The 19,791-nt window shown below is 63.0% G+C and carries 19 protein-coding genes; 16 read left to right on the top strand and 3 right to left on the bottom strand.

Translation table 11 applies throughout. The annotated features are described in order from the left end of the window. The first annotated feature begins 39 nt into the window (after positions 1 to 39). From A8B82_RS06350 to A8B82_RS06320, 7 genes are read left to right on the top strand one after another with little or no spacing between them, the layout of a single operon-like run. Positions 40 to 819 (top strand): N-formylglutamate amidohydrolase, encoded by a 780-nt coding sequence (locus A8B82_RS06350; RefSeq protein ID WP_067289755.1) that lies wholly within the window; start codon positions 40 to 42, stop codon positions 817 to 819. Then, positions 807 to 1,376 carry a TRAP transporter small permease subunit gene (locus tag A8B82_RS06345; protein WP_067289753.1) on the top strand — a complete coding sequence of 190 codons (570 nt, stop codon included), beginning with the start codon at positions 807 to 809 and terminating at the stop codon, positions 1,374 to 1,376. Before A8B82_RS06350 ends, A8B82_RS06345 begins: the two co-directional genes overlap by 13 nt. Further along, on the top strand, positions 1,376 to 2,704 hold the full coding sequence (locus A8B82_RS06340; protein WP_067289744.1) for a TRAP transporter large permease: 1,329 nt from the start codon (positions 1,376 to 1,378) through the stop codon (positions 2,702 to 2,704). The genes A8B82_RS06345 and A8B82_RS06340 overlap by 1 nt, the downstream gene beginning before the upstream one ends. A gap of 46 nt (positions 2,705 to 2,750) precedes the next feature. Further along, the gene (locus A8B82_RS06335; protein ID WP_067289741.1) at positions 2,751 to 3,788 is read left to right on the top strand and encodes a TRAP transporter substrate-binding protein; all 1,038 of its coding nucleotides are present in this window, start codon (positions 2,751 to 2,753) and stop codon (positions 3,786 to 3,788) included. A gap of 59 nt (positions 3,789 to 3,847) precedes the next feature. Beyond that, entirely contained in the window at positions 3,848 to 5,209 is a 1,362-nt protein-coding gene (locus tag A8B82_RS06330; RefSeq protein WP_067289738.1) for a glutamine synthetase family protein, read from the top strand. Position 5,210: 1 nt separating this feature from the next. After that, positions 5,211 to 6,581, top strand: a complete 1,371-nt coding sequence (locus A8B82_RS06325) for an aldehyde dehydrogenase family protein (RefSeq protein WP_067289735.1) — start codon at positions 5,211 to 5,213, stop codon at positions 6,579 to 6,581. A gap of 3 nt (positions 6,582 to 6,584) precedes the next feature. Continuing rightward, positions 6,585 to 7,730: an iron-containing alcohol dehydrogenase gene (locus tag A8B82_RS06320; protein WP_067289732.1), complete on the top strand. Its 1,146-nt coding sequence runs from the start codon at positions 6,585 to 6,587 to the stop codon at positions 7,728 to 7,730. Positions 7,731 to 8,145: 415 nt separating this feature from the next. Here the strand turns inward: A8B82_RS06320 and A8B82_RS06315 are convergent, their stop codons facing one another. Both A8B82_RS06315 and A8B82_RS06310 read right to left on the bottom strand, forming a co-directional pair. Continuing rightward, complete coding sequence (locus A8B82_RS06315) at positions 8,146 to 8,616, bottom strand: MaoC family dehydratase (protein WP_067289730.1); 471 nt, start codon at positions 8,614 to 8,616, stop codon at positions 8,146 to 8,148. Between the two features lie 13 nt (positions 8,617 to 8,629). Further along, positions 8,630 to 9,634 carry an NADP-dependent oxidoreductase gene (locus tag A8B82_RS06310; RefSeq protein ID WP_067289728.1) on the bottom strand — a complete coding sequence of 335 codons (1,005 nt, stop codon included), beginning with the start codon at positions 9,632 to 9,634 and terminating at the stop codon, positions 8,630 to 8,632. 40 nt (positions 9,635 to 9,674) lie between these two features. Here A8B82_RS06310 and A8B82_RS06305 point away from each other — a divergent pair, with 40 nt between their 5' ends. After that, positions 9,675 to 10,328, top strand: coding sequence for a histidine phosphatase family protein (locus A8B82_RS06305; protein ID WP_067289726.1), 654 nt, complete (start codon positions 9,675 to 9,677; stop codon positions 10,326 to 10,328). A 43-nt stretch (positions 10,329 to 10,371) separates the two neighbouring features. Here the strand turns inward: A8B82_RS06305 and A8B82_RS06300 are convergent, their stop codons facing one another. Continuing rightward, positions 10,372 to 11,367, bottom strand: coding sequence for an NADPH:quinone oxidoreductase family protein (locus A8B82_RS06300; protein ID WP_067289724.1), 996 nt, complete (start codon positions 11,365 to 11,367; stop codon positions 10,372 to 10,374). 141 nt (positions 11,368 to 11,508) lie between these two features. Here A8B82_RS06300 and A8B82_RS06295 point away from each other — a divergent pair, with 141 nt between their 5' ends. The 8 genes from A8B82_RS06295 (at position 11,509) to A8B82_RS06260 (ending at position 19,784) form a co-directional block, all read left to right on the top strand. Further along, positions 11,509 to 12,708 carry an acyl-CoA dehydrogenase family protein gene (locus tag A8B82_RS06295; RefSeq protein WP_067289721.1) on the top strand — a complete coding sequence of 400 codons (1,200 nt, stop codon included), beginning with the start codon at positions 11,509 to 11,511 and terminating at the stop codon, positions 12,706 to 12,708. Between the two features lie 4 nt (positions 12,709 to 12,712). Next, positions 12,713 to 13,828, top strand: a complete 1,116-nt coding sequence (locus A8B82_RS06290; RefSeq protein ID WP_201120750.1) for an acyl-CoA dehydrogenase family protein — start codon at positions 12,713 to 12,715, stop codon at positions 13,826 to 13,828. Further along, the gene (locus A8B82_RS06285; RefSeq protein ID WP_067289718.1) at positions 13,829 to 14,650 is read left to right on the top strand and encodes an SDR family NAD(P)-dependent oxidoreductase; all 822 of its coding nucleotides are present in this window, start codon (positions 13,829 to 13,831) and stop codon (positions 14,648 to 14,650) included. Beyond that, on the top strand, positions 14,650 to 15,576 hold the full coding sequence (locus A8B82_RS06280; RefSeq protein WP_067289716.1) for an SDR family NAD(P)-dependent oxidoreductase: 927 nt from the start codon (positions 14,650 to 14,652) through the stop codon (positions 15,574 to 15,576). Before A8B82_RS06285 ends, A8B82_RS06280 begins: the two co-directional genes overlap by 1 nt. A 15-nt stretch (positions 15,577 to 15,591) precedes the next feature. After that, on the top strand, positions 15,592 to 16,788 hold the full coding sequence (locus tag A8B82_RS06275; protein ID WP_067289713.1) for an acetyl-CoA C-acyltransferase: 1,197 nt from the start codon (positions 15,592 to 15,594) through the stop codon (positions 16,786 to 16,788). A gap of 229 nt (positions 16,789 to 17,017) precedes the next feature. Then, a complete protein-coding gene (locus A8B82_RS06270; RefSeq protein WP_067289793.1) occupies positions 17,018 to 18,010 on the top strand; it encodes an NAD(P)H-dependent flavin oxidoreductase in 993 nt (330 codons plus the stop codon). A gap of 84 nt (positions 18,011 to 18,094) precedes the next feature. Next, positions 18,095 to 18,745 (top strand): histidine phosphatase family protein, encoded by a 651-nt coding sequence (locus A8B82_RS06265; protein ID WP_067289712.1) that lies wholly within the window; start codon positions 18,095 to 18,097, stop codon positions 18,743 to 18,745. Between the two features lie 10 nt (positions 18,746 to 18,755). Beyond that, positions 18,756 to 19,784, top strand: coding sequence for a phosphotransferase family protein (locus A8B82_RS06260; protein WP_067289710.1), 1,029 nt, complete (start codon positions 18,756 to 18,758; stop codon positions 19,782 to 19,784). The last annotated feature ends 7 nt before the right edge of the window (positions 19,785 to 19,791 follow it).

The raw sequence follows: 19,791 nt of genomic DNA, 5'->3' as shown, positions 1-19,791 counted from the left end.
CGCCGTTTGGCAAGCACTTTATCCTCAGACGGGGGTGCCATGGGCCAGACGACGGATCACAGAGCGGTAGAAAGCGTGCGGGAGGTGAATGCCTCTGGTGCGTCGTCGATTGTACTGGTCTGCGAACATGCCAGCCACGTGATTCCCGAGGCCTATGCAGGGCTTGGGCTGGCCGCCGATGACCGGACCAGCCATGCGGCCTGGGACCCCGGTGCGCTGGCGGTGGCAGAGCATCTGTCGGCCCGGCTGGATGCCGTGCTGGTCGCCGGAACCGTGTCGCGGCTGGTCTATGATCTGAACCGCCCGCCCGAATCGCCCGGCGCGATGCCCGTGCAGAGTGAGTTGATCGTGGTGCCGGGCAACCGGGAGCTGACCGATGCCGAGCGCGCGGACCGGGTGGCGCGCTATTATACGCCGTTTCACGACTGCATCGCCCGGACGATGGGCCGGATTGCAGAGCCGATCCTGATCACGATCCACAGTTTCACGCCGGTATTCCACGGCCGGCAGCGCAGCGTTGAAATCGGGATCCTGCACGACGATGACAGCCGGTTGGCAGATGCGATGCTGGACTGCGCGGCGGCGCATACCGAGGCCCGCGTGGTGCGCAACGCGCCCTATGGTCCACAGGACGGCGTGACCCATAGTTTGCAACTGCATGGGTTGCGGCCCGGCCATCTGAACGTGATGCTGGAGGTCCGCAACGATCTGATCGCGACGGCTGAGGCGCAGAGCCGGATGGCCGATATGATTGCACGCTGGCTTGCGGATGCCTGCGCGCGGCTGGGCAGGGGAGGGAGTGTTTCATGCGTGGCGTGATGCGCGGATACATACGGGTGGCCGATGCGGTGAACTACCGTCTGGGCCGGGTCGCGATGTACGGGATCTTTGCGCTGATGGGGGTTCTTTTGTGGTCCTCGATCAGCAAGACGTTCTTTGTGCCGACACTGTGGACGCTGGAAATGGCGCAGTTCATCATGGTGGGCTATTATATCCTCGGTGGGCCCTATTCGTTGCAACTCGGCTCCAACGTGCGGATGGATCTGCTTTATGGAAACTGGTCGATCCGGCGCAAGGCATGGTTCGACCTGTTCACCGTGATGCTGCTGATCTTCTATCTTTGTGTGCTGCTGTATGGGGCACTCAGCTCTACCGCCTATTCGCTGGGCTATTGGCAGGACGCGCCGATTTCGTATCTTTTCGGCGTCCTGACGGGCAGCGAGGAGATCGGGCGGCTTGAGCAATCATCCTCTGCCTGGCGGCCCTATATGTGGCCGATCAAGGTGGTGATGATCCTGGGGTTCTTTCTGATGATCCTGCAATGCCTGTCTGAATTGTGCAAAGACGTGCTGCGTCTGAAGGGTGAAATGATCTGATGTCATATGAGTTGATCGCCACCCTGATGTTTTCCTCCATGATGCTGATGCTGTTGACCGGGCAGCGTGTGTTCGGGGCCATCGGATTTGTCGCCGTGGTTGCGGCGCTGCTGCTTTGGGGCGACCAGGGCGGATTCGACATCGGGTTTTCCGCCGCGATGAAACTGATGAAGTGGTATCCGCTGCTGACCCTGCCGATGTTCATCTTCATGGGCTACGTGCTGTCGGAATCGAAGATCGCGGATGACCTGTACAGGATGTTCCACGTCTGGATGGGCGGGCTGCGCGGCGGGCTGGCCATTGGCACGATCGGGCTGATGGTGCTGATTTCCGCGATGAACGGGCTCAGCGTGGCGGGCATGGCCATCGGGGCCACCATCGCGCTGCCGGAGCTTTTGAAACGCGGTTATGACAAGCGGATGGTAACTGGGGTGATCCAGGCGGGATCGAGCCTTGGCATCCTGGTGCCGCCCTCGGTGGTCCTGGTGCTTTATGCGATGATCGCGCGGCAACCCGTGGGGCAGCTTTGGCTGGCGGGGGTGGTGCCGGGGCTGATGATGGCGGGGCTTTTCATCGCCTATATCGCCATCCGCTGCCGGTTCAACCCGGTGCTTGGTCCGGTCCTTGACGCGGAAGAACGCGCCGCGATTCCGCGCGGTGAAAAGCTGCGGTTGCTGGGGGCGGGCATTCTGCCGCTGGTGATTTTTGCCGTCATGATGGTGCCTTTCGTGCGCGGCTGGACCTCGCTGGTGGAAAGCTCGGCCATCGGGGCGATTGCCGCCTTTCTGGCGGCTGTGCTCAAGGGGCGCATGACGCGTGAGGTGTTCGAGAACTCGGTGCGCAACACGCTGGGCATCACCTGCATGTTCATGTGGATCATCCTTGCGGCCCTTGCCTTTGGCGCGGTGTTCGACGGGCTGGGCGCGGTCAAAGCCATCGAGAATCTCTTTACCGAACGGCTGGGGCTGAGCCCTTGGGTGATCCTGATCCTGATGCAACTCAGCTTTATCCTCATGGGGACGTTTCTGGACGATACCGCGATGCTGGTGATCGTCGCGCCGCTGTATGTGCCGCTGGTGGGGGCGCTGGGCTTTGATCTGGTGTGGTACGGTATCCTTTATACGATCACCTGCCAGATCGCCTATATGACGCCGCCGTTTGGCTATAACCTGTTCCTGATGCGGGCTATGGCCCCGCCGGAGATTTCGCTGCGCGACATCTATGCGTCGATCACGCCTTTTGTGCTGGTGATGGCAGGGGCGCTGGCGCTGGTGATGGTCTTCCCGCAACTGGCGCTGTGGCTGCCTGATCTCGTTTACGGAAAATAACCCCAAGAACTCCGCCAACGGAGCCTCATTCAACAAGGAGAACGACATGACCACGAGACGTAATTTCATCAAACACGCCGGTCTGGCCGGTGCCGCCACACTGGCCGCGCCCTCCATCGCCCGTGCCCAGGAAGCGATCAAGTGGCGCTTCCAGACCTATGCCGGTTCGGCGCTGGGTGAACATGTGACCAAGCCGGTCATCGACTATATCAACACGGCGGCAAACGGCGAGCTTGAGATCGAATTGTTCTATGCCGATCAGATCGTGCCGACGGGCGAGCTGTTCCAGGCGTTGCAGCGCGGGACCATCGACGGGGTGCATTCGGACGACGATTCCATGGCCTCTCCCACGCCCCTGCAACAGTTCGGCGGCTACTTTCCCTTTGCCACCAAGCATATTCTCGACGTGCCGGTGCTGTTCAACCAATACGGTCTGAAAGAGATCTGGGAAGAGGAATACGCCAAGGTCGGCGTCAAGTGGCTGTCGGCGGCGGGGCAGGACCCCTGCAACTTCAACACCAAGAAGGAAATCAAATCGGTGGCCGATCTTGACGGGCTGAAGCTCTATACCTTCCCGACAGCGGGCCGCTTCCTGTCGAAGTTCGGCGTGGTGCCGGTGAACATCCCTTACGAGGATGCCGAAGTTGCCGTGCAGACCGGCGAGCTGGACGGCATGGCATGGTCCGGGATCACCGAGGATTATACTGTCGGCTGGGCGGATGTGACCGATTATTTCCTGACCAACAACATCTCCGGTGCCTGGATCGGGTCGTGGTTCGTGAACGAACAGCGCTGGGCCGATCTGCCGGAGCACCTCAAGGCGATCGTCATGGCGGGGACCGAGGCCGGTCACACCTATCGCAACCAGTGGTACTGGGGCGGGGAAGCGGCACTGCGCGCCAAGGGCGAAAAGCTGGAACTGCGCACCGTTCCGGCGGCGGAATGGAACGAGGTCGAAAACGCGGCCAAGGAGTTCTGGGAAGAAGTGGCGCAGGAAGGCGAAGTGCACCAGAAGATTGTCAACATCTTCAAGGAGTACAACAGCGTCATCAACCAGGCCGGACCACCCTATACCAACGGTTGAACCAATCTGGGCGGGGGCGTTGTCACGCCCCTGCCTGCCTTTTGCGAATGGAGTACGACATGCCGGGCAACCTGAGTTTTGACGATCTGAAATCCCGTGTCGCGGCGGGCACCATCGACACCGTGCTGGTCTGTGCGGTGGATATGCAGGGCCGCCTGATGGGCAAACGCTTTCACGCCGTGAATTTCGTTGAGACCTCTTTCAAGGAGACCCATTGCTGCAATTACCTGCTGGCCACGGATCTTGAGATGGCAACACCGGCCGGTTATGCCTCGACCTCCTGGGAAAAGGGATATGGCGATTACGTGATGGCGCCGGACCTGAGCACCATCCGTCCGCTGCCCTGGCTGGACGGCACGGCGATGGTGCTGTGCGATATTCTGGATCACCACCACAAACCGGTGCCGCATGACCCGCGCGGCATGTTGAAAAAGCAGATTGCGCGTCTGGCCGACCTGGGGTTCGAGGCGCAGATGGCCACGGAACTGGAATTCTTCCTGTTCGAGAAAACCCTGGACGAAATCCGCAAGGGCGGATTCACGGATCTGACCCCGATCAGCGGCTATAACGAGGATTACCACATCTTCCAGACCTCCAAGGAGGAACATGTGATGCGCCCGGTGCGTAATCACCTCTTTGCCGCCGGTCTGCCGATTGAAAACACAAAGGGCGAGGCCGAGGCGGGGCAGGAAGAGCTGAACATCCGCTATGCCCCCGCGCTGGACTGTGCCGATCACCACACCATTGCCAAACACGCGGTCAAGGAGATCGCCTGGCAGCAGGGCCATGCCGCGAGTTTCCTGCCGAAATGGCACCCGGACCGGGTGGGGTCTTCGAGCCATGTGCACCAGTCGCTCTGGAAAGACGGCAAGCCCGTGTTCTTTGACCCGGAGGCCGATCTGGGCATGACCGATCTGATGCGGCATTACATGGCCGGGCTGATCGCCTATGCGCCGGATTATACTTTCTTCCTTGCGCCCTATGTGAACAGCTACAAGCGTTTTTCCAAGGGCACCTTTGCGCCGACAAAAACCGTCTGGTCCATCGACAACCGCACCGCCGGGTTCCGTCTGTGCGGCGAGGGGACAAAGGGGGTGCGCGTGGAATGCCGGGTGGGCGGGTCCGACCTGAACCCCTATCTGGCGCAGGCCGCGATGCTGGCCGCCGGGATCAAGGGGATCGAGGACAAGATGGAACTGGCCGCGCCGACCACCGGTGACGTTTACGAGGACGCCAAGGCGGCGGATATTCCGCAGACCCTGCGCGCCGCCACGGAAACCCTGCGCAATTCCACCTTCCTGCGCGAGGTGATGGGCGATGACGTGATCGACCATTACACCCGCTGTGCCGAATGGGAGCAGGAGGAGTTCGACCGCGCGGTGACGGATTGGGAAATTGCACGCGGATTTGAAAGGGCCTGACATGATCACTTGTACTTCTCCTATCGACGGGTCGGTCTATGCCGAACGGCCCACGCTGACACTGGACGAGGCGCAGGGCGCCGTGGCGGAGGCGCGGGCGGCCCAGGCGACCTGGGCCGCGCTGCCGCTGGAAGACCGGATTGCGCGGGTTCAGGCGGGGGTCGCCAATGTGGGCGTGATGAACGATGCCATCGTGCCGGAACTGGCGCATCAGATGGGCCGCCCGGTGCGTTATGGCGGTGAATTCGGCGGCTTCAACGAGCGCGCCTCCTACATGGCCGGGATCGCGGCAGAGGCACTGGCCGAGATCACCATAGAGGACAGCGACAGCTTTCGCCGGGTGATCAAACGGGTGCCGCATGGGCTGGTGCTGGTGATCGCGCCCTGGAACTATCCCTATATGACGGCAATCAACACGGTGGCACCGGCGCTGATCGCGGGGAATGCGGTGATGCTGAAACATGCCAGCCAGACCCCGCTGGTGGGCGAACGCCTGGCAGAGGCGTTCCACGCCGCCGGCGTGCCGAAGGCGGTTTTCCAGAATGTGTTCCTTGACCACCAGACCACCTCTGACCTGATTGCGGCGAAGTCATTCGGTTTTGTGAACTTTACCGGCTCGGTCAGTGGCGGTCAGTCGATTGAACGCGCGGCGGCGGGCACCTTTACCGGGCTTGGGCTGGAACTGGGCGGCAAGGACCCCGGCTATGTCCGGGCGGATGCCAATGTCGAGGCGGCGGCGGAAACGCTGATTGACGGGGCCATGTTCAATGCCGGGCAATGCTGCTGCGGGATCGAGCGGATTTACGTGCATGCGGATGTCTATGACGCCTTCGTCGCCAAGGCGGTTGCCATTGTCGAAGGCTACAAGCTGGGCAATCCACTGGACCCGGAAACCACGCTTGGCCCGATGGCGCAGCCCCGGTTCGCCGATCTGGTGCGCGCCCAGACGGCTGAGGCGGTGTCGATGGGTGCGAATGCGCTGATCGACCCGGCGCTGTTCCCGCAGGACGGCGGGGCCTATCTGATGCCGCAGATCCTGACGGATGTGACCCACGAGATGCGGGTCATGCGCGAGGAAAGCTTTGGCCCGGTGGTGGGCATCATGCGGGTGTCCGGTGACGACGAAGCGGTCGCGCTGATGAACGACAGCGACTATGGCCTGACCGCGTCGATCTGGACCGGCGATAGTGCCGGGGCAGAGGCGCTGGGGGACAAGATTGAAACCGGCACCGTTTTCCTGAACCGTGCCGATTACCTGGACCCTGCGCTGTGCTGGACCGGTTGCAAGGACACCGGGCGCGGCGGGGGATTGTCGGTGATCGGCTATCACAACCTCACCCGTCCCAAATCATACCATCTCAAGAAAGCCTGACCCATGACGCTTACCGCCAACTGGTCCTATCCCACCGCCGTCCGCTTTGGTGCCGGACGTATCTCGGAAATTGCGGAGGCCTGCGCCGCCGCGGGCATCCGGAAGCCGCTGCTGGTCACCGACCGGGGGCTTGCCTCGATGGAAATCACGACGCGCACGCTGGACCTGCTGGAAGGTGCCGGGCTGGGCCGCGCGATGTTTGCCGAGGTGGACCCGAACCCCACTGACAGGAACGCCGAGGAAGGTGTCCGCGTCTACCGCGAGGGCGGGCATGACGGGGTGGTCGCCTTTGGCGGCGGCTCGGGTCTGGACCTGGGCAAGGTCATTGCCTTCATGGCGGGGCAAACGCGTCCGCTGATGGATTTCGAGGACATCGGCGACTGGTGGACACGGGCCGACCCCGAGGCGATTGCGCCCATCGTGGCGGTGCCCACCACCGCCGGAACCGGATCGGAAGTGGGCCGCGCCAGCGTCATCACCAAATCCGATACGGCGGAGAAAAAGATCATCTTTCACCCCAGGATGCTGCCGCGTGTCGTGATCTGCGACCCGGAACTGACGGTGGGCATGCCGCCCTTCATCACCGCCGGGACCGGGCTGGATGCCTTTGCCCATTGCGTCGAGGCATTTTCCTCGCCGCATTATCATCCGATGTCGCAGGGCATGGCGCTGGAAGGGATGCGGCTGGTCAAGGACCATCTGCCGCGCGCCTATGCGGATGGCACCGATATCGAGGCGCGGGCGCATATGATGTCGGCAGCGGCCATGGGGGCCACCGCGTTTCAGAAGGGGTTGGGGGCGATCCATGCGCTGTCACATCCCATCGGCGCGATCTATCACACCCATCACGGCACCACGAATGCGGTCTGCATGCCTGCGGTGCTGCAGTTCAACCGGCCAGAGATCGAAGGGGTGATCGCGCAGGCGGCGCGGTATCTGGGCATCGACGGGGGCTTTGACGGTTTTGCGGCCTTCGTGGACGATTTGAATGCGTCGATGGCCATTCCCAAGTCGCTGGGCGACATGGGGATCAAGAACCTGGACATGGACCGCGTGGTCAAGGGGGCGCTGGCCGATCCTAGTACTGGCGGGAACCCCGTGAAGATGACGGCAGAAAATACGCGGGCGCTGTTGGAAAATATCCTCTGACGCATCGGCTGTCAGCTGTATCTGGCCGGGGCGGTTGTACTGCCCCGGCGCACTGGGCGTCCGCGCCCGGCGGTTTCAGACTCTCGCGGGACGACATGTCATTCTAAAGCGCCCCGCCTTAAACTTGAATCGCCAATACCCTGCCGCGCTGCGCGCTCTCGGGACATTGGCGAAGTGATATGTTTCAGGTTAAAGGCGGGACGCTGTAGACCTGTCAAAAATGACATGTCTTCATTTGCAGGAGGCAGCATTTTGCCAACAGGCTGAGCGCCACAGAATGCTGCGGAAAGGCGGCATGGACTGGCGGCGTTCAGGTTCAGGGCCCGATTGCGTTTGGGGCGGCCTGACCCCGCGCACATCGCCAGTGTCCAAACCACTGGCCGCCCGGCAGGGCAGCAAGGGTCGGGGTGGCACCTCAGTCCTTGAACACTGCCAATCCCAGCCATTCCGCAATCAGGGCGGGGGTTTCCTCGCCCTCGATCTCGACCGTCAGAAGGTTCTCGCGCATCATCTTTTCCTTGCCGCGCGCGCGCGCGGCTTGCAGCGTAAAGCGCCCGCGCAGCCGCGATCCGGCCAGCACGGGTTTGAGAAACCGCAGTTTGTTCATGCCATAGTTTACGCCCATCACCTGACCGGGCAGCATCGAAAAACAGTCATAGGCAAAGCGGCTGGCCAGCGACAGGGTCAGGAACCCATGCGCGATGGCCCCGCCAAAGGGCGTCTCGGCCGCCGCGCGTTCCGGGTCCACGTGAATCCATTGCGTGTCATGGGTGGTCTCGGCGAATTGGTCGATCATCGCCTGATCGACCAGAATCCAGTTCGACACACCAACTTCGGTGCCGATCAGTTTTTCGCTGGCCGCGAGGGCCTCTTGCATGGCGGACATCTTCTGCGCTCCTTCAGCTTGGGTCGGCGGCAACGCGCACCATGCGCTTGCCCTTGTTGTCACCGGCCAGCAGGCCGATCAGCGCCGCCGGGGCGTTTTCAAGCCCCTCGACGATATCCTCGGTGACCTTGATCTGTCCGCTGGCCACCCAATGTTGCAGGGCACGCAGGCATTTGGCGTCGTTCCGGGCGAAATCCATCACGATGAACCCTTCCATCCTGAGCCGTTTGACCACAATCGCGCCGGGCAGGTTGCGCGGGCCGGAGGGCGCGTCGGTGTCATATTGGCTGATCGCGCCACAGCAGACAACACGGCCCTTTTCGTTCATGACATTCAGCGCGGACTCCAGGACCTTGCCGCCCACGTTGTCAAAATAGACATCCGCCCCGTCCGGGCAGGCCTCGGCTAGCGCGCGCGACATGCCGCCCTCGCGGTAGTCGACGCAGGCGTCAAAGCCGAGTTCCTCCTGCACCCATTTGCATTTCTCCGGGCCTCCGGCGATGCCCACCACCCGGCATCCCAGCGCCTTGGCGATCTGGCCCACATAGGCGCCAACCGATCCGGCCGCAGCCGAAACCAGCACGGTTTCGCCCGCCACCGGCTGCCCGATGGAGATCAGCCCGTGATAGGCGGTCTTGCCCGCAATGCCATAGACCGACATCAGGTTCGAAAGCTGCGGCACCTTCGGGAGTTTCTGGGCCTGGTGGGCGGGCAGGGTGATGTAGTCGGACCATGTGGCCTCTGCGGCCACAACGTCGCCGACGGACAGCCTTGGGCTGTTGGAGGCCATGACCTCGCAGATCGCATAGGTCGGCATGGCATCACCTGCCTGCACGGCGGCGCGGTAGGTGGCACCCTTCATCCAGGACCGGTTTGCCGCGTCGATGGACAGCAGGATCACGCGCAGCAGCACCTCGCCCTCGCCGGGTTCGGGCATGGCGGTCTCTGTCATCCTGAAATGTTCGGGGGTCAGCGCATCGCTGGGCAGTTCGGCAATCACGATCTGGCGATTTGTCATGGGATATGTCCTATTGGGTTGATGTGAGAAGGAGTGAGGTATGAGCAATGAAGCGCGCCAGCACAGGTTTCAGCCCCCGCCGGGGGCGGCGGACCTGTTGCTGATCCGCCATGGGGAGACGCAGGCGGCGATCCGGGGGCAGAATTTCCCGATGGTGGACGGGCAGGGCGACCCGGCGCTGCGCCCCGAGGGCGAGGCACAGGCCCGCGCGGTTGCGGCGCGGCTGAAGGACCAGCCGATCCGGGCGATCTATGTGACCACCATGCGGCGCACCCATCAGACCGCCGCCCCCCTGGCCGGGGCGCTGGGCCTGACGCCGAAAGTCGAGGCGGATTTGCGCGAGGTGCATCTGGGCGACTGGGATGGCGGTGAATACCGGTTCCGCGCCGCCGAGAACGATCCGATCATCCAGCGCATGCGGGAGGCGCAGGATTGGGGCGAAATTCCGGGGGCGGAGCCGCGCGACGCCTTTCATGAGCGTGTGCAGCGCGGATTGACCCGCGTGGCGGCGGCGCATCCGGATGAACTGGTGGCGGTTGTGGTCCATGGCGGGGTCATCGCGGCGGCGCTGGCGCTGGCCACCGCATCGCGGCCTTTCGGTTTCACGGGGGCTGACAACGGGTCGATCAGCCGGTTGGTGGTGCAGGGCAATCAGATGACCCTGCGCGGTTTCAATGATGTGTCGCATCTCTAGCAGGATGCGAGCCCGGCCCGGCGGTGATGCCGGGCCGGCCTGATCAATCCACCGTCAGCACAACCTTGCCCAGCACCTTGCGGTCCTGCATCAACTCCAGCGCCTCTGCCGCCTTTTCCAGCGGGAAACTTGCCGAAATACGCGGTTTGATCTTGCCTTCGGCATACATGCGGAACAGGTCCTGCATGTTCTCCGCATGGGCATCGGGTTCACGCGCGGTATGCGCGCCCCAGAAGACGCCGACAATCTGACAGCCCTTGAGCAGGGTCAGGTTCAGCGGCAGCTTGGGGATGCCCGCCGGGAAGCCCACAACCAGGAACCGGCCCTTCCAGGCCAATGCGCGCACGGCAGGTTCGGCATAATTGCCGCCCACCGCGTCATAGACCACATCGACACCGTCGCCGCCTGCCAGTTTCTTGATCTGGGCGGAAAATTCCTTTTGCGCGTCGCGGTCCAACTCGCGCGGATAGATCAGTGTTTCGTCGGCGCCGAGGTCGCGGCAGAACTGTGCCTTTTCCTCGGACGACACGGCGGCAATCACCCGCGCGCCCGCCGCCTTGCCCAGTTCGATGGCCGCCGCACCAACGCCGCCTGCCGCACCAAGGATCAGCAGGGTTTCGCCCGGCTGGATCGCCGCGCGGTCCTTGAGCGCATGATGCGAGGTGCCATAGGTCAGCACCAGACAGGAGGCTTCGTCATATGGCATGTTGTCGGGGATCTTGATGACCTTGGCCGCGTCCGCCACGACATGGGTGGCAAAGCCGCCAAAGCCGGTCATGGCCAGAACCCGGTCGCCGGGGGCAAGGCCTGTCACGCCGTCACCGACTGCCTCGATCTCTCCCGCGACTTCGCCGCCCGGCGCAAAGGGGCGTGGCGGTTTCATCTGATACATGTCACGAATGATCAGCGTGTCGGGAAAGTTGAGCCCGGCGGCATGCACCCGCAGCCGCACCTGGCCCTTGCCGGGCTGGGGTGTGTCGATCTCTTTCAGGACCAGGGTTGCCGGTCCGCCCGGTGCTTCGCTCAGCATCGCCTTCATCTGTAATTCCTCCCGAATTCGGTTGCGCCTCAGTAGGGGACGCAGCGTCTCTTCTTGTCAATCCAATTTCGAAAGGGCATTCTGCTCTGCGGAATGTTACGGCAGAAAGTGACGCAGCGTTCCCTTGGGAGGGAGATATATATGAGTGTCGAAACGACGCCTGATGCGGTCCGTGAGGAAACGGCGCCCGATGCGTTCCGCGAGGAGTTGCGGGCCTGGCTTGAGGAAAACTGTCCGCAGGAAATGCGGGACGGCAAGATGGCCGAGAACAGCATCTGCTGGGGCGGCAAGAACTGGCAGTTCACCAGTGATGCCCAAAAGCAATGGCTGGAGCGTTGCGCGGCCAGGGGCTACACCGTGCCGACATGGCCAAAGGACTATGGCGGGGCCGGGCTGAACCGGGCGCAGGAAAAGATATTCCATCAGGAAATGGACCGTATCAATGCACGCAAGCCGTTGCAGAGCTTTGGCATCTGGATGCTTGGGCCCGCGCTGCTGCACTTTGGTTCTCACGAACAGAAACTGCATTATCTGCCGCCTATCGCGCGTGGTGAAATCCGCTGGTGCCAGGGCTATTCCGAGCCGGGTGCCGGGTCGGATCTGGCCAATGTGCAGACCAGAGGGGAGGACAAGGGCGATCACTGGCTGGTCAACGGGCAGAAGATCTGGACCTCCTACGCGGACAAGGCGGACTGGATATTCGCGCTGGTGCGCACCGACCGCGAAGCCCCCAAGCACAAGGGCATTTCCTTTCTGCTGATGAACATGGAAGACGCGGGCGTCGACACCCGCCCGATCAAGATGATCTCTGGCATCTCGCCCTTCTGCGAGACGTTCTTTACCGACGTGAAGGTGCCCAAGGATCAGATCGTGGGCGAAGAGAATCGCGGCTGGGACGTGGCGAAATACCTGCTGACCCACGAGCGCGAGATGATTTCCGGTGGCGGCGCGGGCCTGTCGGGCGGCGGTCGCGCCTTGGGCGCGGTGATCAATGACACGATGGAGGGTCTGACGGATGCGACCCTGCGTGCCGACGCTATGCGCTGCGAGATTGATTCGCTGGCCATCGGCCTCACGCTTGAGCGCTACAAGGATCAGGCAGAGGCCGGGCAGGGCGCGGGCGATGCCTCCGCCATGCTGAAATACATGGGCACCGAGCTGAACAAGCAGCGGCATGAGCTGATGATGACCGCAGGTGGTTCGGACGCATTGGAATGGGATGGCCCGCTGGGCAACCGCGCGGGCGACTGGCTGCGCACCAAGGCGAATTCGATCGAGGGCGGCACCAGCGAGGTGATGCTGTCGATTGTCTCGCGCCGTGTTTTGGGATTGCCGGGGTAGGAAGATGGAAAAACTTGTACTGACGGAAGAGGAAACCATGCTTGCCGATATGGCGCGCGGGTTTCTGGATGGCGCGGCACCTGTCGCCAAGCTGCGCAAGATGCGCGATGCGGGGGACACGCAGGATTCCGCGCTATGGAAAGAAATGGCCGACATGGGCTGGGCCGGGGTGCTGGTGCCGGAGGCGCAGGGCGGCTCTGACATGGGCTATGCCGCCGCCAATGTGCTGGCGCGCGAAATGGGCAAGACACTGGCGGTCAGCCCCTTCATCTCAAGCGCGGTGATTGCGGCAACAGCCCTGCGGCAGGTCGCGGATGCCCGTGCAGAGGCAGCACTGGCGCGCATCGCGGCGGGGGAGGCGACCTATGCGCTGGCGGTGGACGAGGGGATCAAGTTTGACCCCGAGGCCACGCAGATGACAGCCCGCGCCGATGGCAACGGTTTCCGGCTGAGTGGCAAGAAGCAGTTCGTTGTCGATGGCGCGATGGCGGACCGGCTGCTGGTGCTGGCGCGGACGGACAATGGGCTGACCCTGTTCGACATTCCCGCCGACCGGGCGGGTGTCACCCGCGACCGGACCAACATGATCGACGCCCGCGATGCGGCGCGGATCACCTTTGACGACGTGGAGGCCACGGGCGAGGACGTGCTGGGCCAGGTCGATCAGGCGATGACGGTGTTGAAACCGGCGTTGATGGCGGGCCAGGGCGCGCTGGCCGCCGAGATGACGGGGCTGGCCGCCGGGGCCTTTGACATGACGGTGGGCTACCTGAAGGAGCGCAAGCAATTCGGCGTCGAGATCGCCCGTTTTCAGGCGCTCCAGCATCGGGCGGCACATCTGTGGTGCGAGATCGAGGTGACGGCCTCGGCGATCCTGAATGCGGGCCGGATGATGGATGCGGACCCGGAGAATGCGGCGCTGGCCGTCTCGCTGGCCAAGGCGCGCGCGACGCAGACCGCGACGCTGGCGGTACAGGAAGGGGTGCAGATGCACGGTGGCATCGGCATGACGGATGCCTATGATATGGGGTTCTACATGAAACGCGCGCGGGTGGGTGCGGAATGGCTGGGCGATTACAGCTATCACGCTGAACAGGTCGCTGCGGCAAGGGGGTTTTGAATGGATATCAACACGTTATTCGGTCTTGAGGGCAAGGTCGCATTGGTCACGGGCGGTGCCACGGGCATTGGCCGGATGGCGGCGGAGGCGCTGGTGCGTGCCGGTGCCACTGTGCTGCTGGCCAGCCGCAAGGGCGAGGCCTGCGAAGCGGTTGCGAAAGAGCTGAACGCCATGGGTGCCTCGGGCAAGGCCGTCGGTTTTGCCGGTGATGTGGGCACCGAGGAGGGCGTCGATGCGCTGGTCTCAACCGTGCAGCAATACACCGACCGGCTGGACATTCTGATGAACAACGCGGGCATCACATGGGGCGCGCCCCTGGGCGATTTCCCGTTCAAGGCCTGGGAAAAGGTGATGAACGTCAATGTGGCGGGGTTGTTCGACCTGACGCAGAAACTGCTCCCGATGCTGCGCGCGGCGGGAACCGTCGATGACCCTGCGCGGGTGGTCAATGTCGGTTCCGTCATGGGAGAGCGCGAGATGGGCGACGGTGCCTACAGCTATTCCGCGTCAAAGGCCGCTGTCATTCACCTGAGCAAGATCCTCGCCAAGGAACTGGCCGGTGACGCCATCACCGTGAACAGCCTTGCGCCGGGACCTTTCGTCAGTCGCATGACCGCCTTTGCCACCCATGACGAAGGGATGCGCAGCAAGGTCGGCGATGACGTGCCGCTGAAACGGGTGGGCCGGGACGAGGATATCGCGGGCTGCATGTTGTTCCTCTGCGGACGGGGCGGTGCCTATGTCACCGGCGCGGTGATTCCGGTTTCGGGCGGCATCAATGTGATGTCCGGCCCCAATATTTTTGAACAGGCGCTGCACTGATGGCTGAAATCCGATTTGATGGCAGGGTGGCGATTGTCACCGGCGCGGGGGTCGGCCTGGGTCGGTCCCATGCCCTGGGCCTTGCCGCGCGCGGGGCCAAGGTGGTTGTCAACGATCTGGGCGTGTCGCGCGACGGCACCGGCACATCGTCAGAGGCGGCCAAAGCCGTGGTGGCCGAGATCGAGGCCATGGGCGGCGAGGCGATGAGCCACGGCGCCGATGTCTCGGATGAGGACGCGGTCAAGGATATGGTGGCGCAGGCGATGGACGCCTGGGGCCGCATCGACATCTGCGTGAACAACGCGGGCATCCTGCTGGACAAGACCTTTGCCAAGATGGAAATGTCCGCATTCCGCAAGGTGGTGGACGTGCATCTGATCGGCTCTGCCAATGTGGCCCATGCCTGCTGGCCAATCATGCGTGCACAGAAATACGGGCGCATCGTGCTGACCTCCTCCGCGTCGGGGCTTTATGGCAACTTTGGTCAGTCGAACTATGGCGCGGCCAAGGCGGCGATGCTGGGGCTGATGAATGTACTGCATATGGAAGGCGCGCGCGACAACATCCGGGTGAACACGCTGGCCCCTACGGCGGCGACCCGGATGACCGCCGACCTGCTGCCGGCAGAGGCGCAGGAGCTGCTGGCCCCGGAAACCATCACGCCGGGTCTGCTGTATCTGGTCAGCGAGGATGGGCCAAGCCAGGTCATTCTGGGTGCCGGTGCAGGCAGCTTTGCCGAAACCCGGGTCTATGAGACACGCGGCATCACCCTGATGGGGGAGGACAACACCCCTGAAGAGGTGGCGGCGCGTTTCGACGACATCCGCGACCCCAAGGACCAAGAACAACTGGGCGATGCCTTCGGCCAGACCAAGAAATACGCCCTCAATGCAGCTCGGGCCCGTGGCCTGAAGCTCGACTGGTAAAATAGGAGACTACACATGCGTGACGCAGTAATCGTATCGACCGCCCGGACCCCGATCGGCAAGGCCTATCGCGGGGCATTCAACAACACCACGCCGCAGGAACTGGCGGGTCATGCCGTTGAACACGCGGTCAAACGCGCCGGGGTGGACCCTGCCGAAATTCAGGATTGCATCATCGGCGCGGCCCTTCAGCAGGGCCATTCTGCGGGTAATATCGCCCGTCAGGCCGCGATCCGCGCGGGCCTGCCGGTCACGGTTGCCGGCATGTCGCTGGACCGTCAATGTGCCTCTGGCATGATGGCGATTGCCACGGCGGCCAAACAGGTGGTGATGGATGGCATGGACGTGGTTGTCGGCGGCGGGGTGGACAGCATCTCGATGGTGCAGACCCCGGAAATGCGGGTCAAGGCGGACGGATGGCTGAAAGAACACAAGCCGGAAATCTACATGTCCATGCTGGAGACGGCAGAGACCGTGGCCGCGCGCTATAACGTCAGCCGCGAGCGTCAGGACGAATATGCCGCGCGCTCGCAGGAGCTGACCCATCTGGCGCAGGAAGCGGGCAAGTTCGACGATGAGATCGTGCCACTGACCAGCAAGATGATGGTGCAGAACAAGGAAACCAAGGAGATCACCGAGCACGAGGTGACGCTGGAGAAGGACGAGGGCAACCGCCCCGGCACCACCGCGGAAAGCCTTGCGGGCCTCCAGCCGGTGCACAAGAACGGCATCCACATTGCGGAAGGCAAGTACATCACTGCCGGGAACGCGTCGCAATTGTCGGATGGCGCTTCTGCCACCGTGGTGATGGAGGCGAAGAAGGCCGAGCAGATGGGCTTGCAACCGCTGGGCCGCTATGTCGGCGTGATGGCGGCGGGCTGTGAGCCCGACGAGATGGGCATCGGCCCGATCTATGCCGTGCCGCCGCTGCTCAAGGCGCATGGGCTGACCATGGATGACATCGGCCTGTGGGAACTGAACGAGGCTTTTGCGGTGCAGGTGATCCAGTCCCGCGATGTGCTGGGCATTCCGGACGAACTGCTGAACGTGAACGGCGGCGCGATCTCCATCGGGCATCCCTATGGCATGTCCGGCGCACGTATGGTCGGCCACGCGCTGATCGAGGGCAAGCGGCGCGGTGCCAAATATGTCGTCTGCACCATGTGTGTCGGCGGCGGCATGGGTGCTGCGGGCCTGTTCGAGGTCCTGTGAACCACGCCCGCCCCATAGCGCGTGGGCTGCGCCCGCGTTACGAGATCCTCGGGTCAAGCCCGAGGATGACGGGTGGATGGGATGAGGTCCTCGGGTCAGGCCCGAGGATGACCCGAGGGGCTCTTCCCACCCGCGTCACTCCATTGACGCCCTGACCATGCGCTTTGCCAACAAGAGGGGCGGGTTCACACGCCCCCTGACCGTCAATATGACCCTGACAGGAGCCACGATGCCCCGCGACGATTCCCATCTGCCCAAGGCGCTGCAAGGGTTGCGCCTGCCCATGATCGCCTCGCCCTTGTTCATCATTTCGGTGCCGAAACTGGTGATTGCGCAGTGCAAGGCGGGCATCGTCGGTGCCTTTCCTGCGCTGAATGCGCGTGAGGGTGAGGGCGAGCATCCGCTGCTCGACACCTGGCTGACCGAAATCCGCGAGGAACTGGACCGGCACAACCAGTCGAACCCCGATCATCCGGCAGCGCCCTATGCGGTGAACCAGATCGTACACCGGTCGAACGGCAGGCTTGAGCGCGATCTGGAGATTTGCGCGAAACACGCGGTGCCGATCTGGATCACCTCGTTGGGTGCGCGCGTGGAGGTGAACGAGGCCGCGCATTCCTGTGGCGGCATCGTGCTGCATGACATCATCAACAATTCCTTTGCAAAGAAGGCGATCGAAAAGGGCGCGGATGGTCTGGTTGCCGTAGCGGCGGGCGCGGGCGGTCACGCCGGGCAACAGTCCCCCTTTGCCCTGATGCGCGAAATCCGCGAATGGTTTGCCGGGCCGGTGGCCCTGTCAGGGGCCATCGCCACGGGCGAGGCGCTGCTGGCTGCGCGCGCGATGGGGGCCGATCTGGGCTATACCGGGTCACCCTTTATCGCCACGCAAGAGGCAAACGCCGACGACGCCTACAAGAACATGATCGTCGCGGGCGGGGCCGAGGATATTGTTTATTCGTCTTTGTTCACAGGGGTTTGGGGCAACTACCTCAAGGCATCCGTGCGCAATGCGGGGATGGACCCGGACGATCTGCCGACGGCGGATGCGTCTTCGATGAATTTTGGACAGGACCGCGAAAAACCGAAAGCCTGGAAAACCATCTGGGGGTCCGGTCAGGGCATTGGCGCGGTGAAGTCCGTGGGCCCTGCAGGTGACATCGTGACCCGGATGGCGCGCGAGTATCTCGCCGCGGGCAAGAAACTGGCAGCGGAGTTTTCATGAAGCATGCGCTTGAAACGATAGAGGGCGGGAACGGGCACCTTGGGGATGCCCTGCCTCCCGCTTGGTCCAGCTTGTGGGTGCACCATGGCTGAAATGGTCGTCATCCGGCATGGTCAGGCATCCTTTGGCCAGGACAACTATGATGTGCTGTCCGACCTTGGCCACCGGCAGGCGGCTGCTGTGGGCGCAGTGCTGCGCGACATGGGCTGGGTGCCGGACCGTCTGGTCACCGGCACGCTGGCCCGGCAAAAGGACACGCTGTCGGCCATGGGTTTTGCCGCCGCGCCGGAGGAGCACGCCGGCTTTAACGAATATGATTTTCACGATCTGCTGCATGCGCGATATCGCGGCAAGGTGCCGGATCCGGTCAAGGGGGACCGCAAGACCCATTTCCGGGCGCTGCGGGATACAATATTCGAATGGCAGGAAGATGCCTTTGACGGGGCGGCGGAGACCTGGGGCCAATTCGCCGCGCGGGTCGAAGCGGCCCGCGTCTTTGCCACCGATACGGATGCCAGGCGGGTGCTGGTCATCTCGTCGGGGGGCGTCATAGGACAATTGACGGCAACATCCCTCGGGGCGCCCATCGGCCAGATGATGAACCTGAACCTACAGGTCAAGAATTCCTCCATCACGCGTTTCATGTTCTCGGGCAACAGTTTCTCCCTGCATGAGTTCAACGCCACACCGCATTTTTCGCACGCCGCGGGTGCGGAACTGCTAAGCTATAGTTAAGGACCTATTCATGAGCGCAGACACACAGACATTGGACCAGGCCGCCGTCAGCGCCTATCTGCGCGACAACCTTCCGGGTTTCGAGGGGCTGACCGGTGTCACCAAGTTCCAGGGCGGTCAGTCGAACCCGACCTTCCTGTTGGAAACGCCCGGCCGCAAATTCGTTCTGCGGCGCAAGCCCCCCGGTGTGCTGTTGAAATCCGCCCATGCGGTTGACCGCGAGTTTCGCGTGCAGAGCGCGCTGGCCGACACCGATGTGCCGGTCGCGAAAATGCATCTGCTGTGCGAGGATGACGCGGTGATCGGGTCGGCGTTTTACATCATGGACCACGTGCCGGGCCGCAACTTCAACCAACCCTCGATGGAGGGGGTGTCGGTGCAGGACCGGGGCCGGATCTTCGACGAGATGAACCGCGTGCTGGCCGCGCTGCACGAGGTCGACATCGACGCCGTGGGGCTGAGCGACTATGGGCCGGAGGGCAATTACTTTGAACGGCAGGTCGGGCGCTGGTCAAAGCAGTACAAGGCCTCCGAGACCGAGGATATCCCGGCCATGAACCATCTGATGGAGGCGCTGGTGGCTGAACGCCCCGCCGAGGATGGCCAGCGGACGCTGGTTCATGGTGACTATCGGCTCGACAACATGATCTATGACGCGGAGACCACCGATTGCCGGGCTGTGCTGGACTGGGAATTGTCCACCATCGGCCATCCCTTTGCCGATCTTGCGGCGGTCATCATGCAATGGCAGATGCCCGCGGGTGCCGAGGGGCGCGGCATGGCCGGGCTTGACCGGGCGGCCCTGGGCCTGCCCTCGGACGAAGAGTTTATTTCGGCCTATTGCCAACGGCGCGGGCTGAAGGGTATCGACCATTTCGGCTATTATCTGGCTTTCAATTTTTTCCGGATGGCGGCGATCATCCAGGGCGTTCTCAAGCGTGCCCTGGACGGCAATGCCTCCAACCCCGAGCGTGCTATGAAAGTGGGAAAATATGTTCCCGTTTTCGCGCAGCACGGGGCGGATGCACTCAAGCGGTAAAGAGACC

It is taken from the genome of Sulfitobacter sp. EhC04 (assembly GCF_001650875.1).
In the GTDB taxonomy this organism is placed as follows: Bacteria; Pseudomonadota; Alphaproteobacteria; order Rhodobacterales; family Rhodobacteraceae; genus Sulfitobacter.
The sequence above is the reverse complement of the archived record's forward strand: the minus strand, read 5'-3'. Positions and strand labels throughout refer to the sequence as shown.

What these genes read in the sequence shown, in the direction of transcription:
- A8B82_RS06290 (WP_201120750.1), top strand. Translation starts at nt 12,713, where the DNA reads ATGGAAAAACTTGTACTGACGGAAGAGGAAACCATGCTTGCCGATATG.
- A8B82_RS06300 (WP_067289724.1), bottom strand. Translation starts at nt 11,367, where the DNA reads ATGAAGGCGATGCTGAGCGAAGCACCGGGCGGACCGGCAACCCTGGTC.
- A8B82_RS06330 (WP_067289738.1), top strand. Translation starts at nt 3,848, where the DNA reads ATGCCGGGCAACCTGAGTTTTGACGATCTGAAATCCCGTGTCGCGGCG.
- A8B82_RS06295 (WP_067289721.1), top strand. Translation starts at nt 11,509, where the DNA reads ATGAGTGTCGAAACGACGCCTGATGCGGTCCGTGAGGAAACGGCGCCC.
- A8B82_RS06325 (WP_067289735.1), top strand. Translation starts at nt 5,211, where the DNA reads ATGATCACTTGTACTTCTCCTATCGACGGGTCGGTCTATGCCGAACGG.
- A8B82_RS06350 (WP_067289755.1), top strand. Translation starts at nt 40, where the DNA reads ATGGGCCAGACGACGGATCACAGAGCGGTAGAAAGCGTGCGGGAGGTG.
- A8B82_RS06340 (WP_067289744.1), top strand. Translation starts at nt 1,376, where the DNA reads ATGTCATATGAGTTGATCGCCACCCTGATGTTTTCCTCCATGATGCTG.
- A8B82_RS06280 (WP_067289716.1), top strand. Translation starts at nt 14,650, where the DNA reads ATGGCTGAAATCCGATTTGATGGCAGGGTGGCGATTGTCACCGGCGCG.
- A8B82_RS06305 (WP_067289726.1), top strand. Translation starts at nt 9,675, where the DNA reads ATGAGCAATGAAGCGCGCCAGCACAGGTTTCAGCCCCCGCCGGGGGCG.
- A8B82_RS06285 (WP_067289718.1), top strand. Translation starts at nt 13,829, where the DNA reads ATGGATATCAACACGTTATTCGGTCTTGAGGGCAAGGTCGCATTGGTC.
- A8B82_RS06345 (WP_067289753.1), top strand. Translation starts at nt 807, where the DNA reads ATGCGTGGCGTGATGCGCGGATACATACGGGTGGCCGATGCGGTGAAC.
- A8B82_RS06310 (WP_067289728.1), bottom strand. Translation starts at nt 9,634, where the DNA reads ATGACAAATCGCCAGATCGTGATTGCCGAACTGCCCAGCGATGCGCTG.
- A8B82_RS06315 (WP_067289730.1), bottom strand. Translation starts at nt 8,616, where the DNA reads ATGTCCGCCATGCAAGAGGCCCTCGCGGCCAGCGAAAAACTGATCGGC.
- A8B82_RS06320 (WP_067289732.1), top strand. Translation starts at nt 6,585, where the DNA reads ATGACGCTTACCGCCAACTGGTCCTATCCCACCGCCGTCCGCTTTGGT.
- A8B82_RS06260 (WP_067289710.1), top strand. Translation starts at nt 18,756, where the DNA reads ATGAGCGCAGACACACAGACATTGGACCAGGCCGCCGTCAGCGCCTAT.
- A8B82_RS06265 (WP_067289712.1), top strand. Translation starts at nt 18,095, where the DNA reads ATGGCTGAAATGGTCGTCATCCGGCATGGTCAGGCATCCTTTGGCCAG.
- A8B82_RS06335 (WP_067289741.1), top strand. Translation starts at nt 2,751, where the DNA reads ATGACCACGAGACGTAATTTCATCAAACACGCCGGTCTGGCCGGTGCC.
- A8B82_RS06270 (WP_067289793.1), top strand. Translation starts at nt 17,018, where the DNA reads ATGCCCCGCGACGATTCCCATCTGCCCAAGGCGCTGCAAGGGTTGCGC.
- A8B82_RS06275 (WP_067289713.1), top strand. Translation starts at nt 15,592, where the DNA reads ATGCGTGACGCAGTAATCGTATCGACCGCCCGGACCCCGATCGGCAAG.